This window comes from Pseudoalteromonas sp. B160, from assembly GCF_037162485.1.
GTDB lineage: Bacteria > Pseudomonadota > Gammaproteobacteria > Enterobacterales > Alteromonadaceae > Pseudoalteromonas > Pseudoalteromonas rhizosphaerae.
This window is the reverse complement of sequence record NZ_JARLUX010000001.1, coordinates 2,054,550-2,072,677: the sequence shown is the minus strand read 5'-3', so window position 1 is coordinate 2,072,677 and position 18,128 is coordinate 2,054,550. Positions and strand designations below refer to the sequence as shown.

The following is an 18,128-nucleotide window of genomic DNA, read 5'->3' as shown; positions in this document are numbered from 1 at the left end:
GCGCCATTCTTCTAGTGCAATAAATGTTTTTCTTTCCTGTTGATATTGCAAAAATGCGCTAGATAGCGCATTTCAATCATAAAACTTAAATTAATAAGTAGACGAGGCTTTTAGATCTCGTAAGGCTTGTTTTTCTGCATCGCTTAAATATGCAATCTCAAGCGCATTAACTTGCGCCTTTTCCATATCAACCTGAGTCAGTCCTGCAGCAGGTCCTGCAACCATGTATTCATGTTCAATTTCGATGCCTTCCACTGCGGGATCATCGGTATTAATACACGCTAAAATACCATGATCTAAGAAGCGCTTCAGTGGATGCACATCTAAACTGGCTACTGTGCTGGTTTGCACGTTACTAGTTAGGCACGATTCAATACCTATGCGTTTATCACGTAGGTAGTCCATTAGCTTGGCATCTTCAATAGCTTTGACACCATGGCCAATACGCTCAGCACCTAGCTCATTGATTGCTTGCCAAATACTGGCAGCTCCCAGAGCTTCACCGGCGTGAATCGTTGCGCTAAGGTAAGCATCACGTACTTGCTTAAAGTGATCGACAAATAACTCGCCCGGAAAGCCAATTTCATCACCAGCTAAGTCCACTGCAACTAAATCATTTTTAAACGCGAGTAAGGCATCTAACTCTTGCTGGCAAACTTTAGTGCCATAAGTACGTGATAATATACCAATCAGGTTAGCTTTAACCGTGCTACTTTGAGTCGCACTTTTAATACCATCAACTACAGCTTCAACCACACCTTGTGGATGTAAGCCTTGGCTTTGTGCCATGTAGTAAGGGCTAAAACGCAGCTCTACATAATCAAGACCTTGTGCTTGCGCATCTTCAATATTTTCGATAGCAATACGCCGACACGCATCGTAATCACCCAATACCGTGACGCCCCAGTCAAGCTTTTGTAAAAAGGCCATTAAGTTAGGCTCAGGATCGATAACTTGCACATGCGGTATTAAGTCTGCAACATTATCAGCAGGCAGCTTAATATTGAACTGACGACCTAAATCAAGAATAGTTTGCGCGCGGACATTGCCATCTAAATGGCGATGGATATCTAGCAAAGGGAGTTTTTTATTGATCATAATTAGCACTCAGTTCAGTTAATTTGCGCGGATCATACGCACTTAAATCGGTAATTCAAGTTTAGATGATTTTGTTTGTATTATTGAGGTCATTTGTCAGCCCCGCTCGATAAAAGTACTAAAAATTAATCAATACTCTGTTGTAGGTAATGCCATATGGTTTTAAATAGCTTTTCGGCATCGATTGGTTTTGTTAAATAGCCATCCATACCAGCTGCGAGAGCTTTTTTAACATCATCATCATGAGCATTTGCTGACAGAGCAATAATAGGAAGCTGATGTATAAATAGCTCATCACGAATCACTTTAGTGGCTTGCAAACCATCCATATTAGGCATTTGAATATCCATAAGCACTAAATCATAACGGGTTTCAGAGACCTTCTCAATGGCTTCAAAACCGTCACTGGCAACATCAGCAATACACCCTTTGGTTTTTAATATAGCGGTAGCAACATGTTGGTTTAGCGGATTATCTTCCACCAATAGGATCTTAAATTCAGCAAGCGATAAAGTACTCGTGTCAATCTCAGCAAAGAGAGGCTCTAATTGCTCGGCTTTAGTGAGAGGCGAGATACGTGGTAAGGTAAAAGTGAAAGTTGAACCTTGTCCTTCCTCACTTACTAAACTAATATTTCCTCCCATCAATTCAACCAACTTTTTGCAAATACTTAACCCCAAACCTGTACCGCCGAACTGTCGCGAGGTAGAGCTATCGGCTTGTGCAAATGGTTGAAAAAGTTGCTGTTGAGCTACTTGGCTAATACCAATACCAGTATCACTGACACTAAAGTAAGTGACGTCTTGCTGCTGCCATACTTTGAGTGTGATTGTGCCTGTAGCGGTAAACTTAATCGCATTATTTAATAAATTTAGCAAGACCTGCTTTAAACGTATTGGGTCGCTATCTAGCTGTAGTTCTGCGCTGTTATCTAGTTCTAATATTAATTTCAGCGACTTAATATCAACGTCGAATTGCACCAAATTAACTAATTCATCAATAAGCTGATTTAGCTCGATAGGCTCTTGTATTAAATCGAGTTTGCCAGCTTCCATTTTAGAGAAATCGAGTACATCATTTAATACTCGCAGCAACACACTCAGCGCACCATCAGCTTGTTCAATATAATGGCGGGCTTGTTGCCAATCTTGCTGCTGCAACGCTAAATAATGCAGACCTTTAATGCCATTGATCGGAGTACGTACTTCGTGACTCATATTCGCTAAAAACTGGCTTTTGATTTGACTTGCTTCATCTGCTTTTTGTTTTTCTTGACGCAACACTCGTGTTTGTTGAGCAACTTGCTCGCGCACCTGAATATTGGTGCCGGTCACTGAGATTAAAAAAGTGATCAGTAACCAAACAAATAACATCCCTAATATTTGTGCAAACCAGTACATTATCCATGACGTTTGTGTTGTTGGCTCAAATAGCTGAACTTGCCAAACTCGCTGCCCAATAACTAACTGGTATTCACTCAGCAGTTTGCTATCGGTGCGAGATGCACGGTAGATTAGTTGCCGCTGCTGCGCATCAGTCACATCGTAGAAGTGCATACTTACTTGACTACGATGATTAAACTGCAAAGTATCAGCCAAGCGCGCTAAGTTAATAACGCCAACCACAAAGCCCCTAAAATCACCTTGAATATCTAAGTCACCAAAAACCGGAAAGAAAAACAATACCCCAGTATCATCATTGTTGCTTTGTACAAGCTTCATCGGTTCGCTAATAATCAACTCATTCAATGCTTTTGACATCATCATCACATTACGGATTTGCGCATTTGAGGCTAAATCAAAACCTACTACCTCTTCATTACCCAACATCGGATGTACATACTGTACAGGGTAATAACTGTCCCGTTTCGTCACACTCTGCCATTGTTGCTCGGGTGATTGCTCTTTTATATAAAATTCATTAAAGCCTTCTAGACGAATTTGTTGTTGGTATTGAGCAACCGTTGATAACGGTACATTTGGCACCCATTCTAGGGCAAGTACTTCATTGCTATAATCAAGTTGAGTTGTAGTAAAACGCTTAAATTCAGCGTAACTGACTTCATCACTACTGGCAAAAAAGTAGAAAGCAGAGCTAAATGCGCCGATACCTCATCTAATTTATGATTTATTTCCAACCGCACTTCAGCTACTTTTGCTTCTTGCTTTTGAATATCTTTGTCTTTTTTCACACTTGCCGCAGCATAAAAGCTAATACTTATAACGACATAAATAAGGATTGAAGGTAAAATTACTTGTAAGCGATGACGCATCTGCTCGTAATTAAAAGCCGCCAATATTAACGGTGTAAAAATTAACACCCCAATACTGTCGCCAATCCACCACGCCACAAAGTTATCAAAAGCGGTATGTACCGGTATTATATTATTGGACACCAATAAGCTAGTGCCTATCGCTGCAGCAATCACACAGCAAGCAGGCCCTGCAATGATCAAGCTTTGTACACTGTGTTTTAAAGAGGATAAGTCTAGCGGAGCTTTAATTATTTTAACGATGCAATAGCAGCCTACCCAGGCCTGCAAAACGGCTGCAAAAGAGACAGCTAAAGCTTGTAAGAAAACCTGCCAATGCAGAATATCAGCAACACGATCGAGATGAATCATATTGGTGAGTAAAGCACCGAGCAAAACCCCAACTAAGGCGCGTCGCCCGCACAATAAAAACCCTGCAAGGGCAATGCCTGATGGTGGCCACGAAGCCACTGCATAACCATCAATAGCGAGCAGCGAATTACTGAAAAACCCAGTAATAAAATAAGCAAAAGTTAAACCAAACGTCAGAGTAAATATATTTTGCAATGCTCTGGCGCTCCTATTCAGGCCTCAACTAACTGTAATTACAAATAAAGGTCGAGTGCTTTTTGTGGTTGTGCGCTTTTACTATAACTAAGCTGTGCTTGTACTAAATATTCTTTGCTGTTCTCTGTGTTTAACGCTTTATCGAACACCCGAGCAGCAAGCTCATACTCACCATGAGCATTAGCTAAGCATGCAAGTGCCAGTAACAATGCTTGATTATCCGGCTCTTTTTTTAAAGTATCTTGTAAACTCGCCTGTAACTTTAATGCGTCTCCAGGGGCGGACACTTTTAATATATGTGCAAGCTCAATATGCTGCTCTGGTTTTTTCAGCATTTTAAGTAAACTTAATTCAATCTCATTTAAACGCCCAGCTTTTGCCATCGCAGCTAAGTAACAGCTATGCGCTTTTACTTTTACGTTTTTAGATAGTTGCTGATACTTATCGGTTAATTGCGATTCTGGCTGTGCCATAAAGTAGGTGGTTAATAATATCGACCATTGGCTATCTGTTAACGCTTTTTTACTTAGTAAACGCGGCATAAACTGCTCAAGCGCAGTCCATTTTTGCTGTTGCACAAGTACTTCGGCATACAATTTCAGCTCCAGCGCGGTGGCTTTTTTAGCTTCCGCTAACGCTTTTAATTCACTGCTTACTGTGCTGCAATCACCACTGGCTAACCAGAGTTTAGCCGCTTTTAGTTGGTTTGCTGGCGATATTTTCTCAAGTAATCCAATCGCTTTGCTTGTGTTATTATTTTGTAAAGCCGCTTTAGCTAGTAACGCATAGCGCACATCTTGCCAATTATCAGCCACGCTATTGTTTCCCAATGCCAGTTCTAGCTGCTCGCTATCACCATTAATTAAGCTCCATACACCTTGCTCAATCGCCGCTTGTTTACGCTCTTCACTGCGGGCAAAAAAACGATGGCGAGTATTGCTGTATAAAGACAAAATATAACGAATAAGCTTATAAGTTAAATACAAACCCAGCGCGATAACCAAAATGGTCGCGCAAAAAGCGACGATAGACCCTTCAATAGTAGTTTGATTAAACGAAATTAATACATAACCCACTTCACCTATTAACATAGGCGATAAAGCAAGTAATACAGCAACTGCTATAATAACCAATATTAAGCGGATCATTTTGCCCACTCCTTGATCTGCTCAGTACTTTGCAAAGTGATAGCTGGACTAAAGTTTAACTGCTCTTTGCTCAACTCCTGCAGCGCTTTAAGCGTACTTTTAGTTAGTGCTTCATCATGTTGGAAATAATCTTTTACTAATACTTCGGCTTGACTCAGAGCAGTAAAATAAATACTGGCTTGTTTAGTCAAAAGCGCATCTTGAGCTTGCGATAAATATAAACTTAATCGCTGTTGGATCAAATGACGCTCGTACTCTGTCAATAAAGGTTCAATAGCGATATCTTCACGTTGGCGAATTTTAATAAAGTTATCTTTAAATTGCTGCCACGAATTAGCTAAATTTTGCTGCCAATCACTAACGTTTTCGCTCAATACATGTTGCTCTTTTTGATCTACTTCTTGTGGTAATGCCACCGCATTGAAAACGAGCTTATCTACTTGCCCAAGTACACCGTGCAGCTTTAAATAAATTGCTTCTATTGCAACCGGCTCAACAGTGCTAAGCGCTTGCAAATCTTGATATATTGCTTGGCGAATAGCGCCAGTTCCTGGATGCTCTGCTAATAACGTATCTAATCGAGTTAATACTGCCGCCGCTCCATTATAATCATGCTCAGCCCACAGTTTAAACTCAGCCATACGCTGCAAACTAGTCACCTCTTGTGGATTAAGACTATATGTTTGTTGCTCTGCACGCTGCAAGGCGGCTGCTAATTGTTTTGCCGTGTTATCTGCATTTTCAGCTAAGCTAGCAGCAACTTTTTGCTCACTATTAAACAGCGCTTGTTGCAAGGTTTGCTGCGCAACTTTCACTGCTTGCAGCTCTTTACCGAGTAATTGGTTGTCAGCTGATAACTGATTAACTAACAGATTTGCTTGCTGTTGTGTATGAAGTTTTTGGTAAAACTGAAAACCAACACCAGAGGCCACAATCAACGAGATAAGTAATGCTAAGCTGCCAGTTTTACTTATTTTTTGTTTGTTGTTTTGGTTCGTTTCTTGTTTCATAGCAAAGTCTTTTTTTGTTGCCGAAGCAGAGTCTGCAACCTTAGCATTCGCCTTGGTTGAACTGCTTGGCGTTGCTTTAGGGTCAGCAAGCTGTGATGTTGGCTTTGTATCTTCACTCATAATGTTACCTTCGCTAATACAAGTAAACATAGCGCTATCGCTTGCACCTGCAGCAATGTGTATATTTGCCGAGTCAATCTGTTGCGCCGCAAGGTATTCACTAATGCGAGCACTGGCAACATAAAACTGGCACTGTCTGATCCACTCTAATTGTTTTGCGCCCAGTTCACGAAAAATCGTATCAACTGCCGCATTACTTGTTATGACTATACCTTTAACATCAAGGCTTTGCCAGTGGTCTAGCCAGTCAGTTGCATTACCTTCTACAGGGCCTCGTTGATAAACCACTAAATTATTTAAAAATGCCCCACGTTGCTTTAAGTTTTTTGCAATCGTTGCTCGGCCATCCTTACCTTTGACCAACACTATATTTAGACCATCAACTTGCTGTAATGATTTTAAAGCCAATAGTCCTTCAGAATCATGCAGTTTAGGCACGGCTGCTCGTACGCCAAATGCCTGCCAAATGGCTTCTGCCGTTTGTTCACCTACGGCATAAAATTGCGCTTTAGTATTGATATCGGGTTTAAGTGCCAACAATGCTTTGACAGCATCTTGGGAGATAAAAATAATTTTATCTGCATTCAGTAAAGGGGTCAGTTGAGTATTATCTGGGGTTAAGTAATCAATTTTCAAAACCGGAAATAAAGTCGCCTGATAACCCCCTTGCGACAGTTGCTCAGCAAGGTCGGCGCCTTTTCCATGTGGGCGAGTTATCAGGATCTGTGACATTTATGCGTCTCTATATACTTCAGCTAAAATTTTATCTGCGCCTAAAGCAAGTAACTGTTCAGCCAGTTGCACACCAAGCTGTTCAGCATCAATTGCTTTACCACTGATCTCAGCGCGTAAAATTTCGCTGCCATCAATTGCGCCCACTAAACCACGTAAATGTACTTGCTCGCCATCAACTAAAGCATAAGCGCCAATTGGCACTTGGCAACCACCTTCTAAACGGCGATTCATTGCACGTTCGGCATTAACACGAATACGTGTCTCGTTATGCTCAAGTGGTGCGAGTAACGCTTGGGTAACCTCGTCATCAATACGACATTCAATACCTACAGCGCCCTGACCATTCGCTGGTAACGATTCTTCTGGTTCAATAAATGCTTTAATACGGTCATGCATCTGTAAACGAATTAAGCCAGCAGCAGCTAAAATAATCGCATCATATTGGCCATCATCAAGCTTAGCTAGGCGAGTATTGACGTTACCGCGTAAATCACGAATTTCTAAATCAGGACGCAGTTCACGAATTTGACACTGACGACGCAAACTTGATGTACCAACAATAGCACCTTGTGGTAGCTGTGCAATGTTAGCAAAGGTATTTGACACAAATGCATCGCGTGGATCTTCACGTTCACAAATTGTATGCAGTGCTAACCCTTCAGGAAAATCAACAGGTACATCTTTCATTGAATGCACAGCGATATCTGCACGGCCATCTAACATGGCCTGCTCAAGCTCTTTAACAAATAGTCCTTTGCCACCGATTTTTGCAAGTGGTGTATCAAGAATAATATCTCCTTGCGTCGACATTGGTACTAGCTCAACAGTAATGCCGGCATGGAAATGCTCTAGCTGTGCCTTTACAAATTCAGCCTGCCACAGTGCTAATGCACTTTTACGCGTAGCGATACGAATAAGTTGAGGTTTTTTTGTCACGTTTTCAGTCATAAAAGGAGTCCAATTAATTTTCTTTGCTGAGCCTAAAGGTGAATAAACACTTACTCAGCTAAAATGCGAAATTCTTTTTGTGCCAATAAATGGCCCTGTTCGTCAACAACATCAACACGCCAGTTGCCAACTTGTTCAGGTAAAATAGTTTTATTAGAGTAAGTGCGATACCGAGGAGACGTTACACCAAGCTCAATACTATCTAGCACTTCATTTTCATAGCGCCAAACATGCTTGACCGTCTGCCCTTGCATATTTTTAAGCTCACTAAAAAATGCCATTGTTTCAGTAAATTCATTTAAACGCACATCCGCTTTAAAAACATTAACGGGTTCACGATCAACCACTTCACGGGTCAATACTGCGCGGCTTACTTTGTCGGTATCAATTTTTGCACCAAGAGCAACGCTGGCAATATGTGCGGATGTAGCAAAACTATCTGGTTGCTCCGCACTAACGTCACTCTCTACTGGCTCATTATTGGTATTTGTAGCAACAATAGTATTAGCTGCAAGTGCTTGGCTTTGTTCGGGCTGATTACTATCAACAATTTGCAGCTCTGGGCTATCAGTTATCATCGCCATTTCTAGCGATTCACTTTTATCATCCACCACACTAGCATCATTACCATCATCAGCATTAATATCAGTGAGCGTCGACGCTTCGCTGACTACCTCAAACTCTGTATTGTCTGCTACCGTTGTTGAAGATGTTAAAGGCGCGTCTTCTTCGCTTGTCTGTGCAACAGACTCGGGGCTATCAAGGGGTTGTTGTTGATCATTTTGCTCAGCATTTACGGAGCTCAACAGGCTATAAGTAAAAATAACTAACGCAAATATCATCAGTAGCGTAACGGTAACAATGCGCTGCCAATGCCATTGATAGGTTACCTCAGGCGCAATAGGTGCAGCCTCTCGACTCATACTTGCAGTGATCACTATTTTTTGTTTCATTTTAGCCTCGGCTACTCAACACTATTTAACTTAAGCGCGCGATCAACCAGTGGCGAATAGCCATTAGTTCTTCCCCGCAGAGCTGATGGCCCATTGGGTAATCTTGCCAACTTACATCCATGTTATGCGTTGTAAGTATGTCAAACGCATGACGACCTGCATCATAAGGTACTACTTGATCTTGGCTACCATGAGCCATAAATACCGACAAATCTGTATGTTTAGCTTCAGCCGTTAACTTATCTGGCACGCACATATAAGTCGAAAGCGCCATTACACCTGCCAGTTTCTGAGTTAAACGCGGTGCTAAATGTAGCGCAATAACGCCACCTTGAGAAAAACCAGCCAATATTATTTTATCTGCAGGAATACCTTTACCAAGCTCTTGCTCAATCAACTGCTCAACCTTCGCCGCTGATTCGCGTACTCCAGTTTCATCAGCGCGCTTGTCTAGATCCATAGATTTAATATCATACCAAGAACGCATTGCCATACCACCATTTATGGTGACCGGTTGTACCGGAGCATGCGGGAACACAAACCGCACACCTAATTCATCAGGCAATGCAAGTTGCGATGCGACAGGTAAAAATCCATCGCCTGAATCGCCTAAACCATGTAACCAAATAATCGTTGCTTGATGCTGGCCTTTTGCCGCGTATTCTACAAACTCTAAACTCATAGTGCTGATTGCCATTCTACCGTTTGGCCAGCTTGACGCGTTGTTGCTTCATTCATAAACTGCCAAAATTCTGCGCCCGAGCGATTATCAATCCACTTATCGCCACGCAATTCAAAATGGTGACCATTAAACTTAGTCGCAACCCATACTTGATGCAAAGGAGCTTGCTTATTAATCACAATTTTACTGCGATCAGCAAAAATAATCTCCAAAATACCTTGTGCAGATTCATAGTCTAAGTCAGCTTCACAGTCATCCACTTGTTCTTCAATGGTAAACATAAGAGCTTCGGCTAATTGGTGGTATTCATGATCAGTCATTATTGTTTCCTTTTACGGGCATTTAGCCAGATATTCGGTACGAATTGCATGCAGCTAGTGTAACAGGAATAAATTCATCCGCGAATAGCTGCATTTTTTAGATATTCTGTTAATCTGCGATTATAAAGCCAGCAACACGATTAATCTAATGAAAGAGATGCATCTTAAACAATTAAAACGACTTTCCCCACTTGGTGTACTACTCATCACTTTAGCTGGCTGCGGACAAAGCGGGCCACTATATTTGCCAGAAGATAAAGCCGAGCCAAATAAACCACAACAAGTAACAACTCCAGTTACGCAAACACAGTCATCAACAACTGAATCGAAACAGGACCAATAATGGACTTTTTTGACTATAAAAATAATCAGCTGCATGCTGAAGACATCGCTGTCAAGGAGCTCGCCGCACAATACGGTACGCCTTGTTATATATATTCTCGCAAAACCTTTGAGCGTCATTACCTTGCCTTTGCACAGGCCGCGACCAATCATAAAAACTTAGTTTGCTATGCTGTAAAAGCCAATTCAAACATTGCTGTTTTAAATGTGCTGGCACGCTTGGGCTCAGGTTTTGATATTGTTTCTAAAGGTGAGCTTGCCCGCGTCATTGCGGCCGGAGGCGACGCTAGTAAAGTGGTTTTTTCAGGGGTTGCCAAAACAGCAGACGAGATTGCCTACGCACTCAAGCTCGGGATTAAATGTTTTAATGTTGAGTCTGTCTCAGAGCTAGATCGTATTTCACACGTTGCCAGTGAACTTAATTTAGTCGCGCCAATTTCAATTCGTGTAAACCCTGATATCGATGCGAAAACCCATCCGTATATTTCAACGGGTTTAAAAGAAAATAAATTCGGTATAGATATTCTTACTGCAACAAGTGTTTATCAGTATGCTGCGTCATTGCCTGGCCTAAAAATCACCGGGGTTGATTGTCACATTGGCTCACAGCTGACTGAAATCAAACCATTTCTCGAAGCACTAGACAAAGTACTGGCTCTAATTGACGATTTAAAAGCCAACGGTATTGAACTCAGCCATTTAGATATTGGCGGCGGTTTAGGCGTACCATACAATGGCGAAGCGCCACCGCATCCAAGTGAATATGTGGCACATATCACCGATCGTTTAACTGATTATCAACACTTAGAGCTTATTTTTGAACCGGGCCGTGCGATTGCTGCCAATGCGGGTATTTTGGTTACAAAAGTTGAGTTTATAAAACAAAACCAAGATAAGTTTTTTGCAATCGTTGATGCCGGTATGAACGATATGTTGCGCCCTGCTTTATATCAAGCATGGCAAAAAATTGTGCCGGTAACGCCTCGTAATGACGACACACCCACATACAACTTTGATATTGTCGGTCCGGTGTGTGAAACCGGTGACTTTTTAGGTAAAGATCGCCTGTTAGCCTTACAACAAGGTGATTTACTTGCCCAGCGCAGCGCTGGTGCCTACGGCTTTACCATGAGCTCAAATTATAACTCACGGCCACGTGTGGCAGAGATCATGGTCGATGGCGAGCAGAGTCATTTGATCCGCGCGCGTGAAACTCTGGAAAGTCTATGGCAAGGCGAGAAAATTTTACCATAAACTTTTTGTAACGAGGCTGCTCTGTGGCATGATTAGCGCAGAGCAACCCGAATTAGAGCGCTATGTTAGTTAATTTTTCCAAAATGCACGGCCTAGGCAACGATTTTGTTGTAATTGATAACATTACACAAAACGTTTTCTTGTCACGAGACCAAATAAAAAAACTGGCAGATCGCCATTTCGGCATCGGCTTTGACCAACTATTAATGGTTGAAGCGCCTTATTCTCCCGATCTTGATTTCCATTATCGTATTTTTAATGCTGACGGTAACGAAGTAGAACAATGCGGCAATGGTGCTCGGTGTTTTGCCCGTTTTGTACGGATGAAAGGCCTTACAAATAAACATAAAGTCACCGTATCTACCAAATCAGGTAATTTAACCTTATACATCGAAAAAGATGGCCAAGTCACCGTCAACATGGGTCACCCTAATTTCGAACCGAGCAAAATTCCACTCAAAGCGACTAAGCGTGAACTGACTTATATTATTCGAGCAGAAGAACACACCGTATTTAGTGGTGCAGTATCAATGGGTAACCCACATTGTGTACTTGAAGTTGATGATATAGAGACAGCTGACGTCAGCACTTTAGGCCCGCTACTTGAAAATCATGAACGTTTTCCACAGCGCGTTAACGTGGGCTTTATGCAAGTGATTAATTCTGAGCATATTAAATTGCGAGTTTGGGAACGTGGCGTTAACGAAACGCTCGCCTGCGGTACAGGCGCATGTGCAGCAATGGTAATTGGCCAAATTCAAAGTAAATTATCCACTACAGTACAGGTCGATTTACCGGGCGGTAGTTTGCAAATTCGCTGGCAAGGTGAAGGCCATCCAGTGCGAATGACCGGCCCTGCAGAGCATGTATTTGATGGGCAGGTCGCTTTATGAGTAACTCAAACGACAAAGTAACTAGTGAGCAAGTGAGTGAGTTTTTACAACAAAACCCATTGTTTTTAGCTCAAAATCCAGCACTATTAGCCCAACTTGAGCTGCAGCAAGCGCAAGGCGCAACCTCATTAGTGCACATCCAACAGCGTCAATTGCGTGAACACAACACCATGTTGAAAAGCAAAATTGACAGCTTAATTAAGCACGCAAAAGAAAATGAGCTAATTTATGGCTTGTTCAGCGAGTGTCATCGCCAGCTTTGGACTAACTACGACTTTAAAACTTTAGCAATAAACTTACGCAATATTATTTGTACTAATCCGGCGATTAATGAATGCCACTTGCTTAAGTATGATAAAAAGTTTGCGCAACTAATTGAACACCGCTTAGAGCATAATGGCGTTTATCTGGGTCGCGTAAATCAGCAAGAGCGAGATTTACTGTTCAGCCCTGCTACACAATCAACTGCGCTCTATTTAATTGGTAACAGTCAGCACCCTATCGCTATTTTGGCCTTTGGCAGTGATGATGCAAACCACTTCGAACCGGCAAAAGATAGTTTATTTGTACTTGAGTTTGTTCGCTCACTGCAACTTAGACTGTTGGAATTGGAACTAGAGCAGGCATGAGCGAGCAGCAGCCGCCAAATGTTGATCAATTATGTGACAAACTAAGCGATAAGTGGCGCACGCCAATCCTATTATTTAGTGATTATCTGCGCTTCGAAAGACAATACTCACCACACACTATCAGCCAGTACACCAGCCAACTTAACTTCGCTGCATTGTATTTCAGCAAACTGTGTAATGATTGGTCAAGCGTACAGGGTGAGCATATACGCCGTTACAGCATGCAGCTTAGAAGCAAGCAACTAAGTGGCCGTACGATTAGTTTAAAGCTCAGCTGCATTCGCAGTTTGTATAAGTTTTTAAAGACCAAAGATAACAGTCAACAAAACCATTATCATAATCCGGCAGAAGCAATCAAAGGCCCCAAGTTTGCCAAACCCCTGCCTAAAAACCTTGATGTAGACCAAATGGCACGGTTACTTGATATTCACGATGATGATCCTCTTGCAGTTCGCGATCAGGCGATGATGGAGCTGATGTATTCGTCTGGCTTACGAATTAGTGAGTTAGTTGGTGCCAATATACAAGATATAAATCGCAGTGCGGGGGAAATATTAGTCCGCGGTAAGGGCAACAAAGAACGCCTGTTACCAGTGGGAGGCAAAGCGCTAGAATCGTTAAATAAATGGCTTAAACTACGCCCTCAATTTGCTCATCCAGAAGAAATTGCAGTATTTGTCAGTAGCAAAAAGTGCCGTATTTCAGCACGTCACGTTCGACTTCGCATGCAAGAGTGGGGAATAAAACAAGGTATTAGCAGCCAAGTACACCCACATAAATTACGCCATTCATTTGCATCACATATTTTAGAATCATCGGGTGACTTGCGAGCAGTACAAGAGTTATTGGGTCACAGCAGTTTATCGGCCACCCAAGTGTATACCCATTTAGATTTTCAGCATTTAGCTAAAGTGTATGACAACACGCACCCTCGCGCTAAAAAACGTTCAAATACCGACTAGCAAGGAGCTTATATGATCCGCTTTAATCGTGCCATTTCACCTTTTACCGTATTGAGTTTTGACTTAGACGACACCTTATACAATAACCATCCGATAATTACAGCAGCCGTTCAAGCACAGATAAATTATCTAAATGCATTGCCAAACTGGCAAGCACAAGGTAAAGACTATTGGCAACAGTGCCGTGAGCAGGCGCTACTTGATAACCCCGAGTTAGTCGACAATGTTACGCAGTGGCGCAAAAGCACTCTGCGTACAGCACTGGCAAAGCTCGGTTATCAAAACGCAGAGCTCGAACACCATGCTAATAATGCTTATCAAGCATTTGCTGATGCCCGCAGCCAAATTGTAGTGGATGATAAAGTGCTCGATTTACTTTCACAACTGAGTAAACGCTATCGCTTAATTGCTATTACCAATGGTAATGTAGAAATTGAACGTTTTAACTTAAATGGTGTATTTGAACTGGTTTTACAAGCAGGTATTCACGGTAAAGCTAAACCTCATACCACGATGTTTGAACAGGCCGCCGCCGCGCTTGGCGTCCCAACCCAGCACATTTTGCACATTGGTGATAGTTTAGACACCGATGTACAAGGTGCGCATAATGCGGGTTGTCAGTCACTTTGGTTAAATGACCAACCAGCTAAATATGCCTACAAAGGCTTAGCCGATATTGAAATAACTGATATTCAAGCGCTTAAACACTTTTTAAGCCAGCCATAATATTCTAGGAGCGAGCAATGAAAGGGACTGCTGTTACTAAATTTATCACGCTGCTGCTACTGCTATCAGTGGCACTTAATGGCTATTTATTGTGGCCACAACAGCAAGCAACAGCCCCACAAGCAGCCGTTAAATTGTCGCCATCAGTTATCGTTGAAAACAATCAGCAATCACTCTATCAGCAAGCTCTACAGCAATTTAATCAGCGACAGTTTACGGCTGCCTTAGCCAGCTACCAAGCATTAACTACAAGCCAGCCATTACAAGCTGAACAACTTTACTTTTTATGGTTAGATAAACTCGATAACTGGTTAAAAAATAATGAGCTCACAGTTGCTGAGACTTTTTTGCAATTATTTTTAAATAGCTATCCATACGATATAAATATGTTACAGCTTGATGCCGAACGTTTAGTGAAAAACCAGCAGCTACACCAAGCTATTGTTGCGTTATTATCATTGCAATCACTTGCCAATGAAAGCCAGCAAGCAGCCATTAATATGCGTTTAATACAATTGACCATGGCACAAATAAAAACGCTTACAGAGCAGCACGCGTGGCAAAAAACCATTAATCAAACCTTAGTGTGGCTTGATTATGATAACGAAAATCCTAATTACTTATTCGCACTAGCTAATGCGTATTACCATCTCGGTGACCTGCTAAGCGCGCAAGCAACATTAGATCGCTTTCCTTTGGAGCATCCATTACAAGCGAAAGTTGCTGAATTACAAACACGCATAGCACAAGCGCAAAGCGGTATTGATCTGGTGCCATTACGTCCATACGGCGCACACTATTTATTAGATATGCAAATCAACGATGCGCTCAACACCCAACTAATGATAGATACCGGGGCAAGCTTTACCGTATTACCAAATAACGTATTTCAAGCATTACGGCCAATACCCGACTATATTGATAGCTTAAGCATCAATACCGCCAACGGCCAAGTAATCGCAAAACGTTACCAACTTGATTCAATTTTAATTGGCCAGCAATATATTGAAAACTTTGAAGTGTTGGTAATTGATAACCATAGTGGGTATGGATTACTCGGCATGAATTTTTTACAGTTGTTTAAATTTAATATTAATCAACAAACTAATCAGCTAGAGTTAGCTAAATAAGGATGACTATGACACTCAACGATTTTTTAAGCCGTCTGGCTAATGAGCCACACACCATTGCATTTGCCGATACGATGGCAGTGATTGAAGCAAACTATACTTTTACAGCCTGCGCATTCAATAACCACGGCTTAAAAAGTGCCGTTGGTGAAAATAATGGCTCATGTAAAATTTTTGCTTTTGCTAAACTAAACCAACTAAGTAAACAAAATACTCTAGATTGCTTTGGCGCGTTTTATCGTGATGATGTACTTGGCAATCCTAATGAGCACGATCACATGAACATTCGCACATTTATGTTAGCACCAGAAGTAACCCCTTCTTGGGCATTACTTTTGATGGCGAACCATTAACAGCTAACTAAGTGATTTTTCCATAAAGTAGCGGGTGCCAGAGCGAGGATAATTATCGAGTTGATATTTAACTTCATAACCACGATGTTCATAAAATGGTTTAGCTTGAAAATCTAAAGTATCAAGCTGAACTTGCAGCGCACCTAACTGCTTACCCTTTAATTCGATCGCGCTAAGTAACTTACTAGCTAGGCCTTGACCGCGTGCTTTTTCATCACACCAAAGCCAATTTATTTGTAACCAGTTACCAAATAATTGAGCAGCTACAGCCGCCACCACTTGCTGATTTTCATCAACAAATTTACACCCCAATGGCAGTCTTTGTGCATCAAAGTGAGCTTGATTATAAGCAACTATTTGCTCACGCAATAACTGTTCTAATACCTGTGAATCATCATTTTCAAACTGATACATGGTCGCTTTTTACCAAGTTAAAAGGTCAGTTTAAATGACTAACAAGTTAATATAAATGATTTTTACCGTAAGGCACCTCAAGCATATTACTGCCCACTTTTTCACTCTGGCCACACATTTCATCGTATGCGCTGGTATGACGCAATACCATTTGCGCATAACTAAGGTGGTCGAGTCGTTTTTGAATATGCAATGGGCTTAAGCCACGAATAAACTCCCCCTGCTCATCCGTTACATAATACTCAACATTGTTGATCATCACCGACACTTGGTATAAAGCCATTTCCAATGAGTGAACAATAACTTTTTGCAAAGGCTGATGGTTTTTAAGTTCTGATAATTTTATCGCCATGGTGAAACCCTTTTTACAGTGGATTAAGTTATCTGTACGTTGCTTTGATATACTTTGATCAATTTAAACCGAAGCGACTTAATTTATGAGCGAGAAAACTCGTCTAGCTAAATACCTTGCCCATGCTGGCGTTTGTTCTCGTAAACAAGCCTCGCGGCTGATTGATGAAGGTGTGGTGAGCGTAAATAACCGCCCAGCCAATCATATTGATCACGTTGATGATAACGACGATATACGCGTCAATAACACGCGCGTACAAGGTAAAGCAACGCGCGTTTATTATGCCTATCACAAACCGGTAGGAATTGATTGTAAACTCAATCAACATGACCCTAGCAGCTTAATTCACCATCTACCAACAGACACCCGCGTATACCCCATTGGCAGGCTAGATAAAGATTCTCGTGGTCTGTTAATACTGACTAATGATGGTGAATTTTGTAATCAGCTGATCCATCCTGACTTCCACCAGCCAAAACGTTATTTAGTCACTGTTGATAAACCGCTTAATGATGGCTTTAGCCAAAAAATGGCAAATGGTGTGCCTGTTGATAAACATATCACACTGCCATGCACCGTGGAGAAAGTAGCCGACTGCCAATTTAGTATTATTTTAAAGCAAGGGCTGAATCGCCAAATCCGAAAAATGGCCCATTACTGTGGCTATAAAGTGATTGATCTTTACCGAGAACAAATTGCCGAGCTTAATTTGGCCACCCTAAGCCTGCCAGAAAATACCTATCGTAAAATAAATAAATCTGACATTTTAAAAAACTAATTATTTTTATATAAAATAGTTGCAAAGTTTGATTACAGGTGTAATCTTAAGTTAAAGATTACACCTGTAGGCAATATATATATGATTGAATTATCAAAAGCAGAATTTGAAGTGCTCGATGCACTTTGGCTGAACTACCCTGCTACAGCAAGCCAAATTATCGAGCGTTTAAGCGATGATAAACAATGGCACGAAAAAACCATTAAAACCTTACTCGGTCGGTTAGTAAAAAAAGGCGCACTCAGCTTTGAAAAAGATGGCCGCCAGTATATTTACACTCCTTGCATGGAACGCGCTGAATACACGCTAAAAGAAAGTCAAAATTTTATTGAGCGTTTTTTTAGTGGCCGTATCGCGCCGTTAGTCAGCGGTTTTGCTAAATCTGAGCAACTTTCTCAACAAGACATCAACGAACTTAAAAAGGTGATTGATGACTGGGAAAAACAGCAAAAGTAAGGGCTTA

The 18,128-nt window shown here is 41.5% G+C and carries 18 protein-coding genes and 2 pseudogenes; 10 read left to right on the top strand and 10 right to left on the bottom strand.

All coding sequences use genetic code 11. The annotated features are described in order from the left end of the window. Nucleotides 1-90: 90 nt before the first annotated feature. The 8 genes and pseudogenes from add to cyaY all read right to left on the bottom strand — a co-directional run bounded on the left by add (nucleotide 91) and on the right by cyaY (nucleotide 9,832). Nucleotides 91-1,098: an adenosine deaminase gene (add, locus tag P4S61_RS09595; RefSeq protein WP_182735754.1), complete on the bottom strand. Its 1,008-nt coding sequence runs from the start codon at nucleotides 1,096-1,098 to the stop codon at nucleotides 91-93. Between the two features lie 125 nt (nucleotides 1,099-1,223). Next, nucleotides 1,224-3,916 (bottom strand): annotated as a pseudogene (locus tag P4S61_RS09590) (CHASE domain-containing protein). Nucleotides 3,917-3,954: 38 nt separating this feature from the next. Continuing rightward, the gene (locus P4S61_RS09585; RefSeq protein WP_182757909.1) at nucleotides 3,955-5,064 is read right to left on the bottom strand and encodes a heme biosynthesis HemY N-terminal domain-containing protein; all 1,110 of its coding nucleotides are present in this window, start codon (nucleotides 5,062-5,064) and stop codon (nucleotides 3,955-3,957) included. Continuing rightward, nucleotides 5,061-6,926: a uroporphyrinogen-III C-methyltransferase gene (locus P4S61_RS09580; protein WP_337118195.1), complete on the bottom strand. Its 1,866-nt coding sequence runs from the start codon at nucleotides 6,924-6,926 to the stop codon at nucleotides 5,061-5,063. The genes P4S61_RS09585 and P4S61_RS09580 overlap by 4 nt, the downstream gene beginning before the upstream one ends. Then, nucleotides 6,927-7,865: a hydroxymethylbilane synthase gene (gene hemC, locus P4S61_RS09575; protein WP_149982317.1), complete on the bottom strand. Its 939-nt coding sequence runs from the start codon at nucleotides 7,863-7,865 to the stop codon at nucleotides 6,927-6,929. It abuts the gene before it with no gap. Nucleotides 7,866-7,927: 62 nt separating this feature from the next. Continuing rightward, the gene (locus P4S61_RS09570) at nucleotides 7,928-8,830 is read right to left on the bottom strand and encodes a DUF2914 domain-containing protein (protein ID WP_337118194.1); all 903 of its coding nucleotides are present in this window, start codon (nucleotides 8,828-8,830) and stop codon (nucleotides 7,928-7,930) included. Between the two features lie 25 nt (nucleotides 8,831-8,855). Further along, nucleotides 8,856-9,512 (bottom strand): alpha/beta hydrolase, encoded by a 657-nt coding sequence (locus P4S61_RS09565; protein WP_149982182.1) that lies wholly within the window; start codon nucleotides 9,510-9,512, stop codon nucleotides 8,856-8,858. Next, a complete protein-coding gene (gene cyaY, locus P4S61_RS09560) occupies nucleotides 9,509-9,832 on the bottom strand; it encodes an iron donor protein CyaY (RefSeq protein ID WP_145239944.1) in 324 nt (107 codons plus the stop codon). The genes P4S61_RS09565 and cyaY overlap by 4 nt, the downstream gene beginning before the upstream one ends. Nucleotides 9,833-9,980: 148 nt before the next feature. Here cyaY and lptM point away from each other — a divergent pair, with 148 nt between their 5' ends. The 8 genes and pseudogenes from lptM (at nucleotide 9,981) to P4S61_RS09520 (ending at nucleotide 16,132) form a co-directional block, all read left to right on the top strand. Then, complete coding sequence (lptM, locus tag P4S61_RS09555) at nucleotides 9,981-10,175, top strand: LPS translocon maturation chaperone LptM (protein WP_149982183.1); 195 nt, start codon at nucleotides 9,981-9,983, stop codon at nucleotides 10,173-10,175. After that, nucleotides 10,175-11,428: a diaminopimelate decarboxylase gene (gene lysA / locus P4S61_RS09550; protein ID WP_149982184.1), complete on the top strand. Its 1,254-nt coding sequence runs from the start codon at nucleotides 10,175-10,177 to the stop codon at nucleotides 11,426-11,428. Before lptM ends, lysA begins: the two co-directional genes overlap by 1 nt. Before the next feature lie 62 nt (nucleotides 11,429-11,490). Continuing rightward, nucleotides 11,491-12,321, top strand: coding sequence for a diaminopimelate epimerase (dapF, locus tag P4S61_RS09545; protein WP_145239950.1), 831 nt, complete (start codon nucleotides 11,491-11,493; stop codon nucleotides 12,319-12,321). Beyond that, nucleotides 12,318-12,950: a DUF484 family protein gene (locus P4S61_RS09540; RefSeq protein ID WP_145239952.1), complete on the top strand. Its 633-nt coding sequence runs from the start codon at nucleotides 12,318-12,320 to the stop codon at nucleotides 12,948-12,950. Before dapF ends, P4S61_RS09540 begins: the two co-directional genes overlap by 4 nt. Then, entirely contained in the window at nucleotides 12,947-13,912 is a 966-nt protein-coding gene (locus P4S61_RS09535; protein WP_145239954.1) for a tyrosine recombinase XerC, read from the top strand. The genes P4S61_RS09540 and P4S61_RS09535 overlap by 4 nt, the downstream gene beginning before the upstream one ends. A 12-nt stretch (nucleotides 13,913-13,924) precedes the next feature. Continuing rightward, complete coding sequence (locus tag P4S61_RS09530; RefSeq protein WP_149982187.1) at nucleotides 13,925-14,638, top strand: HAD-IA family hydrolase; 714 nt, start codon at nucleotides 13,925-13,927, stop codon at nucleotides 14,636-14,638. Between the two features lie 17 nt (nucleotides 14,639-14,655). Then, nucleotides 14,656-15,768, top strand: coding sequence for a retroviral-like aspartic protease family protein (locus tag P4S61_RS09525; protein ID WP_145239958.1), 1,113 nt, complete (start codon nucleotides 14,656-14,658; stop codon nucleotides 15,766-15,768). 8 nt (nucleotides 15,769-15,776) lie between these two features. Beyond that, a pseudogene (locus P4S61_RS09520) lies at nucleotides 15,777-16,132 on the top strand (HopJ type III effector protein). Here P4S61_RS09520 and P4S61_RS09515 read toward each other — a convergent pair. Both P4S61_RS09515 and P4S61_RS09510 read right to left on the bottom strand, forming a co-directional pair. Further along, nucleotides 16,125-16,535, bottom strand: a complete 411-nt coding sequence (locus P4S61_RS09515) for a GNAT family N-acetyltransferase (protein WP_145239962.1) — start codon at nucleotides 16,533-16,535, stop codon at nucleotides 16,125-16,127. The pseudogene P4S61_RS09520 and the gene P4S61_RS09515 sit on opposite strands and share 8 nt — an antisense overlap. 46 nt (nucleotides 16,536-16,581) lie before the next feature. Continuing rightward, complete coding sequence (locus P4S61_RS09510; RefSeq protein ID WP_145239964.1) at nucleotides 16,582-16,887, bottom strand: DUF6482 family protein; 306 nt, start codon at nucleotides 16,885-16,887, stop codon at nucleotides 16,582-16,584. Between the two features lie 85 nt (nucleotides 16,888-16,972). On the opposite strand from P4S61_RS09510, the gene P4S61_RS09505 reads away from it, so the two are divergent. Beyond that, nucleotides 16,973-17,665 carry a pseudouridine synthase gene (locus tag P4S61_RS09505; RefSeq protein WP_145239966.1) on the top strand — a complete coding sequence of 231 codons (693 nt, stop codon included), beginning with the start codon at nucleotides 16,973-16,975 and terminating at the stop codon, nucleotides 17,663-17,665. Between the two features lie 81 nt (nucleotides 17,666-17,746). Then, nucleotides 17,747-18,121: a BlaI/MecI/CopY family transcriptional regulator gene (locus tag P4S61_RS09500; protein WP_145239968.1), complete on the top strand. Its 375-nt coding sequence runs from the start codon at nucleotides 17,747-17,749 to the stop codon at nucleotides 18,119-18,121. Nucleotides 18,122-18,128 lie beyond the last annotated feature (7 nt).

Coding starts and splice junctions, on each gene's coding strand:
- P4S61_RS09540 (WP_145239952.1), top strand. CDS start 12,318: ATGAGTAACTCAAACGACAAAGTAACTAGTGAGCAAGTGAGTGAGTTT.
- P4S61_RS09580 (WP_337118195.1), bottom strand. CDS start 6,926: ATGTCACAGATCCTGATAACTCGCCCACATGGAAAAGGCGCCGACCTT.
- P4S61_RS09505 (WP_145239966.1), top strand. CDS start 16,973: ATGAGCGAGAAAACTCGTCTAGCTAAATACCTTGCCCATGCTGGCGTT.
- P4S61_RS09510 (WP_145239964.1), bottom strand. CDS start 16,887: ATGGCGATAAAATTATCAGAACTTAAAAACCATCAGCCTTTGCAAAAA.
- P4S61_RS09570 (WP_337118194.1), bottom strand. CDS start 8,830: ATGAAACAAAAAATAGTGATCACTGCAAGTATGAGTCGAGAGGCTGCA.
- P4S61_RS09565 (WP_149982182.1), bottom strand. CDS start 9,512: ATGAGTTTAGAGTTTGTAGAATACGCGGCAAAAGGCCAGCATCAAGCA.
- cyaY (WP_145239944.1), bottom strand. CDS start 9,832: ATGACTGATCATGAATACCACCAATTAGCCGAAGCTCTTATGTTTACC.
- lptM (WP_149982183.1), top strand. CDS start 9,981: ATGAAAGAGATGCATCTTAAACAATTAAAACGACTTTCCCCACTTGGT.
- P4S61_RS09515 (WP_145239962.1), bottom strand. CDS start 16,535: ATGTATCAGTTTGAAAATGATGATTCACAGGTATTAGAACAGTTATTG.
- dapF (WP_145239950.1), top strand. CDS start 11,491: ATGTTAGTTAATTTTTCCAAAATGCACGGCCTAGGCAACGATTTTGTT.
- add (WP_182735754.1), bottom strand. CDS start 1,098: ATGATCAATAAAAAACTCCCTTTGCTAGATATCCATCGCCATTTAGAT.
- P4S61_RS09585 (WP_182757909.1), bottom strand. CDS start 5,064: ATGATCCGCTTAATATTGGTTATTATAGCAGTTGCTGTATTACTTGCT.
- P4S61_RS09530 (WP_149982187.1), top strand. CDS start 13,925: ATGATCCGCTTTAATCGTGCCATTTCACCTTTTACCGTATTGAGTTTT.
- lysA (WP_149982184.1), top strand. CDS start 10,175: ATGGACTTTTTTGACTATAAAAATAATCAGCTGCATGCTGAAGACATC.
- P4S61_RS09525 (WP_145239958.1), top strand. CDS start 14,656: ATGAAAGGGACTGCTGTTACTAAATTTATCACGCTGCTGCTACTGCTA.
- P4S61_RS09500 (WP_145239968.1), top strand. CDS start 17,747: ATGATTGAATTATCAAAAGCAGAATTTGAAGTGCTCGATGCACTTTGG.
- P4S61_RS09535 (WP_145239954.1), top strand. CDS start 12,947: ATGAGCGAGCAGCAGCCGCCAAATGTTGATCAATTATGTGACAAACTA.